This is a genomic window from Protofrankia sp. CiT1, assembly GCF_917627335.1.
In the GTDB taxonomy this organism is placed as follows: Bacteria; Actinomycetota; Actinomycetes; order Frankiales; family Frankiaceae; genus Protofrankia.
The window spans coordinates 1-2699 of sequence record NZ_CAKJTP010000286.1 but is presented as its reverse complement, the minus strand read 5'-3'; the positions used below and the strand labels follow the sequence as shown (position 1 = coordinate 2699).

At 68.5% G+C, this 2699-nt stretch carries 4 protein-coding genes and 1 pseudogene; all 5 read right to left on the bottom strand.

Annotated features, from left to right (window positions below):
• A partial coding sequence (locus MJ785_RS21615; protein WP_239382699.1) for a DivIVA domain-containing protein occupies positions 1-209 on the bottom strand: 209 nt, incomplete at its 3' end.
• Between the two features lie 91 nt (positions 210-300).
• On the bottom strand, positions 301-555 hold the full coding sequence (locus tag MJ785_RS21610) for a YggT family protein (RefSeq protein ID WP_239347064.1): 255 nt from the start codon (positions 553-555) through the stop codon (positions 301-303).
• 84 nt (positions 556-639) lie between these two features.
• Positions 640-1185: a cell division protein SepF gene (locus tag MJ785_RS21605; protein WP_239312200.1), complete on the bottom strand. Its 546-nt coding sequence runs from the start codon at positions 1183-1185 to the stop codon at positions 640-642.
• A 10-nt stretch (positions 1186-1195) separates the two neighbouring features.
• Positions 1196-2086: a YggS family pyridoxal phosphate enzyme gene (locus MJ785_RS21600; RefSeq protein WP_239312193.1), complete on the bottom strand. Its 891-nt coding sequence runs from the start codon at positions 2084-2086 to the stop codon at positions 1196-1198.
• A 164-nt stretch (positions 2087-2250) separates the two neighbouring features.
• A pseudogene (locus MJ785_RS21595) lies at positions 2251-2699 on the bottom strand (hypothetical protein); the annotation flags it as partial.

Below are 2699 nucleotides of genomic sequence, written 5' to 3'. Positions count from 1 at the left end.
AGGACCTGAGCGGGTACGCCTGGGCCGCCACCGCCCACGCGGCGTGCCTCGTCGAGCTGCCGACGCAGATCGGTGTTCTCGTCCAGAAGCCTGGTGAGCTCACTCTCGACATCATCGAGAAAGGAGTCGACCTCGTCCTCGTTGTACCCGGTGCGGAACCGAGTCGGACTGAAGACCTTGTTCTGCACGTCCTGCGGTGTCAGAGCCACGTCGCCTCCTCATGATGCGGCATTGCCGCTCCCCCGGAGAGGGCGGTCCAGCGGCAGTCTGCCGTGCGCGTTCGCCGTGCGCGCGACTTGGTCACAGCCCACCCGCGAGTCTCCGCAAGACCATGATAACAATTAAGATCAATAAGAAACCAAGGTCAAATGCAACGCTGCCCACCCGCAGAAGAGGAATAAACCGCCGGACGAATCTCAACGGAGGGTCCGTGACCGTGTACACGGTCTCAAAGACTAGTACCAGAACTCCGGCTGGTCTGAAGGTGTGGTTCAGCGAGAGCACAAGATCTATCACCGCGCGCGCAATCAGCAGCAGCAGATAGACAAGCAGCAGCGCGGAGATCACGTCACCAAGTGCACTGATGGCGGACTCTCCTGTGCCTGCGGGGACCGTGGTCCGATGACGGTTGACACATGATCATGACTGATTGTAGAAGCCACCCTCACGGATGCGCCGTTTGTCGGTCTCGGTGACCTCGACGTTATGCGGCGAGAGCAGGAACACCTTGTTGGTGACCTTCTCGATCGACCCCCGCAGGCCGAACACGAGGCCCGCGGCGAAGTCGACCAGCCGCTTGGCATCGACGTCATCCATCTCAGTCAGATTCATGATAACCGGAGTCCCGTCGCGAAACTCCTCCCCGATCTGCCGTGCCTCATTGTAACTACGCGGTTGCAATGTGGTAATACGATAGGGCGACGGCTCCTCGACCGCGGACGGCCTGCGCATCGGGACTGGGCCTGTCGGCCGGAGCTGTTCGACCGGGGGGCGACGCGGCATCGCAGGCGGCTCCTCACGTGCATCAATACGACGGACCGACCGCTCCGCGGGCATGGGCTCACGGGCGTCACGCCGGTCGTCATGACCGGCGTCGTGACCGCCATCGTCGTACTCGTCCTCGAGGTAGTCTTCGTCCTCCTCGGCCAGACCGAGGTAGACCATCGCCCTGCGCGCGACACCCATGGGCGCGACTCTAAGGGACACCACGCCGTTGACCGAACAAAGCCGTCCCGATGCGAAGGTGTGTCGCGCCTTCGGCCACCGCCTCCGCAAGGTCCCCAGACATACCCGCGCTGATCACCGACGCCTCGGGATGCCCTCGCCGAAGCACGTCCGAAACCTCACGTAACCTGGCGAAGGCCGGGCGAGCCGGCGCGCCGCGGGGCGCAACCCCCATCACCCCGGCGAGAACGAGCCCCCGGCTGCCCACCACCAGATCGCCGAGGGCGGGTATGTCCGCTGGCGACGCGCCGCCTCGACCGGCGCTGGCGCTGTGCCCGTCCAGCGACACCTGCAGACAGACGACGATCTCGCGACCGTGTGCGACCGCCGCGCTGGACAGCGCCGCGACCAACGGCGCCCGGTCGACCGACTGGACCCAGTGCGCCCACTGTGTCACCGAACGGGCCTTGTTGCGCTGGAGCTGACCGACGAAATGCCAGCAGGGCGGGGACAACGGCACGGGCGCCGGGCCCGGCGGGCCGGCCTGGCGCGGTTGGCCCACCCGGCGCCCCCGTTCGATCCCCTGGCCGGTCCCCTGATCGATCCACTGGTCGGCGCCGCGCGAGCCCGACCGCGACGCGGCCGAAACCTCACCGTCAAAAAGGTGTTTCGTCACAGCTGCCGCCTTTGGGCGAGCCTCCTGCTCCCGGTTTTCCGCGAAGTCGGTGACCCCCAGCTCACGCAGCAGCACAACATCCGCCGCCGGCCAGGTCTTGCTCACCGCGACAAGGGTGAGCTCGCCGGCCGCACGCCCTGCCGCGGCCGCCGCGACGGTGATCCGGTCACGGACGTCGGCGAGGTTGAGCCGCAGTTCCGCACGCCGGCCAGCATCCGCCAGCGGTGGCCCGCCAACGGCGCTCACGACTGGTCCCGCCCACGCGGCGACGGCGGCGGTAACATCGCCGCCGGCACCGGGCCGGAGCGGCCAGAGACGCTCATAGGGCCGCTACCGACACGGACAGCGGCGGACACGGACACGACCGGCCTGGGCGCGGCCGAGCGGGCCCGGGCCGGCACCGTCCCCGACTACTTGAGAAAGTCGGGGACGTCGAGCTCGTCGTCATCCTCGGCGACCGGCCGGACCGACCGCCGCGACGTCGGGTAGCTCGGCCGATGGCCCTCCCGCGGCTCCCGATACGGCGGATAGCCCTCATCGGCGCCGGACTCGGCACCGTCGCGTCGAGACATGGACCCGTCGTGACCGTAGTCCCGGTCGTCGGACACATCCGTCACATGCCCGGGAGCGGACGTCCGCGGCTGGCCCGGCGAGGACGGGGCAAAAGTCGGCGAGGGGCTGTAGGCCGCCGGCGAGGAATAGGTCGGCTGCGGGTTCGTCGAGGGCTGGGACGAGGGGGTGTGTGCCGCCTGCGTCGCCACGGAAACCGGCCGCGGCTGCGGCGTGGACGCCGCGAAGACCGGCGGTGATCCGACCGTCGCAGGCGGGGCGGACGGCGTGGTGGCGGACGGCGCCACGG